The sequence below is a fragment of the Rothia nasimurium genome, assembly GCF_004569295.1.
Lineage (GTDB): Bacteria > Actinomycetota > Actinomycetes > Actinomycetales > Micrococcaceae > Rothia > Rothia nasimurium_B.
Map to the genome: position 1 here is coordinate 1 of NZ_SPQC01000075.1, position 4620 is coordinate 4620.

At 55.9% G+C, this 4620-nt stretch carries 5 protein-coding genes; all 5 read left to right on the plus strand.

The genetic code is table 11. The annotated features are described in order from the left end of the window. A partial coding sequence (locus tag E4U03_RS12220; RefSeq protein ID WP_209304176.1) for a hypothetical protein occupies nucleotides 1-1224 on the plus strand: 1224 nt, incomplete at its 5' end. Nucleotides 1225-1298: 74 nt separating this feature from the next. Beyond that, on the plus strand, nucleotides 1299-1490 hold the full coding sequence (locus tag E4U03_RS12225; protein ID WP_135013996.1) for a hypothetical protein: 192 nt from the start codon (nucleotides 1299-1301) through the stop codon (nucleotides 1488-1490). 22 nt (nucleotides 1491-1512) lie between these two features. Then, nucleotides 1513-2907, plus strand: a complete 1395-nt coding sequence (locus E4U03_RS12230; protein WP_135013997.1) for a hypothetical protein — start codon at nucleotides 1513-1515, stop codon at nucleotides 2905-2907. A gap of 78 nt (nucleotides 2908-2985) precedes the next feature. Next, nucleotides 2986-4167 carry a hypothetical protein gene (locus E4U03_RS12235; RefSeq protein WP_135013998.1) on the plus strand — a complete coding sequence of 394 codons (1182 nt, stop codon included), beginning with the start codon at nucleotides 2986-2988 and terminating at the stop codon, nucleotides 4165-4167. Between the two features lie 85 nt (nucleotides 4168-4252). After that, nucleotides 4253-4576 carry a hypothetical protein gene (locus tag E4U03_RS12240; protein WP_135013999.1) on the plus strand — a complete coding sequence of 108 codons (324 nt, stop codon included), beginning with the start codon at nucleotides 4253-4255 and terminating at the stop codon, nucleotides 4574-4576. Nucleotides 4577-4620 lie beyond the last annotated feature (44 nt).

Below are 4620 nucleotides of genomic sequence, written 5' to 3' on the forward strand. Positions count from 1 at the left end.
GGGCCGCGCCGGGTTGAGGCCATGAACACCCATACCCCTGTGATACGGCTCAGCGCCCTAGAGACCCAGCGCCTGCACGCTGTGCGCGGCTTCGAAAACGTCACTGCCGAGAAGATAATCTCTGAATGGTGCGCGGCCACCCTGGGCACCGTCTGGGTTGATGAGGAAGGCCGCCTAAACCTAGCGGCCCGCGACCGCCTGGCCACCGGCAAGCCCTCGATTACCGATACCTTGGGCGAGAAAGTTTTCGCCGGGGCATGGACCACAGCCCGCGACGGGGTGCGCGGCGGGGTGCTGGTCAAATCTCAAGAGCCATCCCTTCAAGGGCATGAGACTCTGACCCACGGTGTGGTCTACCAGCCAGAAAATATCATCGAGCTAATCCCCAACGAGACCAAAGAAATTTTCTACACTCTGCCTGATGAGGTGGATATGGTGGGGCTTGATACTGGTTTCCGGCCGGTGGTCAAGGCCCGTGATGGTATCTACGATTGGGCTACCTTCAATACCCCCACTGGGTCTTGGTGGGCTATCAGCTTCGAGAATAAGGGGGATCCTGAGGGTTACCGGTGGACCGGTGGGGCGCAGAACCATGAGATTCTTTCAGCGTCTCTGGAGGCTCTGGGGCAGCGTGCTTTGAAAATGAGCTTCGCAGTAGACACCAACGGCACCAGGGCGATTGAGAAGTATTACCTGGCCACTCCCACCCTTGCTGTCGGTAATTTGCGCTTTGGCAATCGTGGGGTGCCCATGCCAATTATCCGGGCGAACTGGGTCATTACCTGGGTCGATAAGGTGATTCATGCCCCTAGCGGGGGGCCTGGTCCTGACTTTGAGCTGGAGGCTGCCTGGTGGCTCCAGCCTCAGGACGCTACCAGGGTTGCGAAGGCCCTGGCGGTGGAGCTAGGGGTTGAGCGTATCACCTTTGATTCGCTCTCAATGCTGTGGGACCCGCGTAAGCAGATAGGGGACTCGCATATTCTGCGTTCTACCGATGAGGCCGGGGCGCGGTGGGAGGTTGAGTATATTCTCACCGGCTACCGGGAGACGTGGGAGGGGCATGTCCCTTCTTGCTCTTATGACCTGGGGGCTAAGCGGGTTACTGATATGCGTGCCGGTAAGACCTATGCGGATATGGCCGCCGCCTACACCACCTACGCCACTATCCCTGCGTCTAAGACTTATGGACAGATGTATGAAGCATTACCTGAAAGGAGCCAATAAATCATGGCTGACTACGGGGGGGGACTACCCCTAACCTAGGAATCCCTTATAAGGGCAATGACTCCCCGGCAACTGTGGCTACTGATAATGAAGCAGCTTACAGAGTCATTGATGCTAAGGTCGCCGATTTGGAAGCGAGGCAGGCAGCCCGTGAGAACCTCATTATCACCCATACCGGTGAGGGCCTGTATACCGTGACCAACGGACTGGGTGAACCGGTAGCGGTTAATAATGATGGCGATGATCATTACAGCTTCGTAGTATAGAAAGGCCTCATCAGATATGGAAATGAATCAGTTTCGCGGGGTCAAGCCCACCGGTAACCTGGGGGCTGTGGCCCGCAAGGAAGTTGAAGACCTGCTCAGTAATGAGCTAAAGCCCTACCCTGATAAGGGTGAGGTGTCTCAGATGATTCAGACCCAGGCACCGGCCCCTGATTTAAGCGGGTATGCCACCATTGAGCAAGTCAATAGTCTAGATCCTCTGCCTACAGGCGGAAGCAACGGCCAGATACTAGCCCGCGTGGGGCGCAATGATGCTGAATGGGTAAACGCCCCTGATACGGGCATTGCAGCTATCACCTCGGTAGGCACCAATACTGTGCGGGTAACACTCAGCAACGGGCAAGTCAGTGATATTCCTATTACGCTAGATAATCTACTGACCAAGACCGCTTTAGCTACCCTCACCGGGTACTGGGAGGTCATCTCTGAGGAAGAGCCCGAAGAGATTAGCGTGCGGCTACCAGACGGTAAAACAGTGCCAGTGAAATGGACTCGCCCACTCACCAAGAGTGTCCCAGTCTTCCCAGAGCCACCTGTCTATGACGATTATGCCGGTACGGTCTTAGTAGCTCCCCTGGTAGGGGTGAGCTACCGTGTGGTTGGTGGAGATGAGGTTACCCCAGGGCAGTGGGTCAAGGTCACTGGCGCTACCTTGCCAGTTGATGTGACCGTTGAGGCGGTAGCAGCAGAAGGGTATGAGCTTCTGGCAACTCCTCGGTGGGTGCATACTTTCCCTGACCCCGAGCAAAGCCAGGTCTTTTTCTCAGACTCCTTCGATAGGGCAGATGGGCAGCTGGCCGGGGCAGAATCAGATTCTGCCCTGGGCGGGATTACACAGACCTGGCAGACCATCGGTGATGTGCGTGGCGATGACGCGAAGAAAACCAAGAGAAACCGGCTGGTGCAGGTCAGGGGCAACGCCCTGGAGCTACTTCCATCCGCCACAATCGGCGCTGACAGCTACGGCTGGTATTGTGCCGTAGTGCCTCAGATGCCGGAGAATTGGCGGTTGGAATTTGACCTCACCAAATTTGAGAGCGTGACGCACGGTGCCACCCCTCAAATTATTTTCAATGGGATTGCATCGGGTGCGATTTCTTTCACCCTATATCAGCTAAGCGTTAATTCGCAGCCTCGTCTAGAAGTGCGTCTACCGGGCGACAGTACCACTCACCGGCTTGCCGATGGGCTACCGTTAGGGCGCTATGTGCTGGAGCGCTTCGGTCGCACAGTACGGGCAGAAACCCCCACCGGGGTGCGTAGTATCTCCATCCCCGAAGAAGTCGATATTGGTGTGAATACTGCCCCGAACCTTTATTTCAGAAATACCACAATCGCCACTAATGGCGCAGCGTCGTTTGCGGTGGATAATGTGAAGATTACAAAGCTGGGGTTCTAACGTATGGCAAGGATATTCAGTAGCGCCAGCCAGGCCTGGGAATACGCAGAGTCCTACACGAATTCAGGTGAAGCGTGGGTGGAAGTTACCGAGGCCACCAGCTACGGCGGGGTGGTCTACTCTTCCATCTTCGCCCGTGAAAGATACTTGGGGGAAGGCACGATTCTCCAAAGGGATGTATCGGCTATGCCCCTTGATGAGCGGTCTGAGGAAACGGCTGCAACTGTAGCGGCCCTTGCGCCCTTTAGGCCTAATGGCGCTTTTGGTAGCTCCACTTCCCTCAATACTTCTTCTTTTGGGACTCAGCCGATTCATGCTTATCTGGTGGACTCTTCTATTACGGGACATGGTACACGCCGTTTTGAGCAAGCGGTGGCCATTGGGACTGATAAGGCGGAGTATGACCAGTATCTGAATGGTGATATTCCAGCAGAGCCTTGGATGGTGCCTGCCCAAAACGGGGACCGTGGCCTGGCGATTTACGATGTGTCTACCGGTATTATGCGTGAGTATTTTATGACCGTATCGGTCTCAGCTGATAGGCCCGAGGTGTGGAAGGGCACCGGCGGATACTCAATCGTGCGCCCTGGTCTTACTCATCTTGCCGAAGATAATTACGCTCTTCAGCAACGGCGCGGACTATCGAATATTGCGGGTATGCATAACTCCTTCGGGTTCATCGGCATTCAGGAGGCCCTGGTGAAACGGATTGACCACGCCTTGTGCGTGACTGCTTCGGCCCTCAGGATGCATGATGATAGCGGCTCTCCTTATATTTCCTGGCCGTCTCGTGGCTCTGATGGGAAGCTAGAGAATTATCTACCTGGAGGCTCGAAGTACGCCCAGGGGCAGGTCTGGGGTGGTTCTACGGTTACTCCTACGCATGGGCAGTGGGGGCGGGTAGACCCGGAGCTTGACCCCATGTATAACCCCAAGACGGGTAAGCCTTTTCCGGAGTTTACTCGGGTGCTGATTGAGGCGGCGAAAAAGTACGGGCTGGTCTTTACCGATACGAATTTGTGGACTCATGCTTTTAATGCTGAGCAGGGGAGAACTTTCGCGCATTTTTACGGTGAAGACCCGTGGAAGCGTGGCGGGATTATCGAAAGAAGCTACATAGATAAGTACGGAAATAATGGGTTTGATGTAAGTGACTTCCCCTGGGCTTCAGTTCAGTGGGCGCCTGTGGATTGGGGGCGGCCGTCCCCTGATATGAATCTACGGCCGGGTCAGCTGGCCCCGTGGGAAAGGGAGGCATAAACTGAGTATTCCCCCTATACCCCCTGAGGCTTGGGCCCTGGTTGGCGTCGCCGTTACCGCTATCGGCGGTGTCTCTGGCGCGCTGATGACAGCTTGGGTGCAGCGCGGCAAGAATAAGGCTGATGCTTCTTCGGCCTTGGTCGATAATCTGCAAGAGGAAGTAGCTGAGCTGCGCGCTGAGGTCCGTAAGCTGCGCGATGAAGCTGCCACAGCCCATAAAGAGATGCATGAGGCGAAGACCGAGGCCTACGCCATTAAGGACGCTGCCCGGCTGCATATCTCTATGAGCGCGGCCTATATCTACCAGCTGCGGGCGCATATTGATACGGAGCAGCCGCCGCCTGCTCCGCCTATCCCGGATGAGCTGATTCAGCTGATGCCGGATTTTTTGAAGCCGCCTACCTCGTAGGTGGCTTTTTCTTTACCCAAAAACACTGCGCCCCTAGCCCCCCC

Bases quoted from the DNA above. Each gene is read 5' to 3' on its own strand.
- E4U03_RS12230 (WP_135013997.1), top strand. From the start codon at position 1,513: ATGAATCAGTTTCGCGGGGTCAAGCCCACCGGTAACCTGGGGGCTGTG.
- E4U03_RS12240 (WP_135013999.1), top strand. From the start codon at position 4,253: ATGACAGCTTGGGTGCAGCGCGGCAAGAATAAGGCTGATGCTTCTTCG.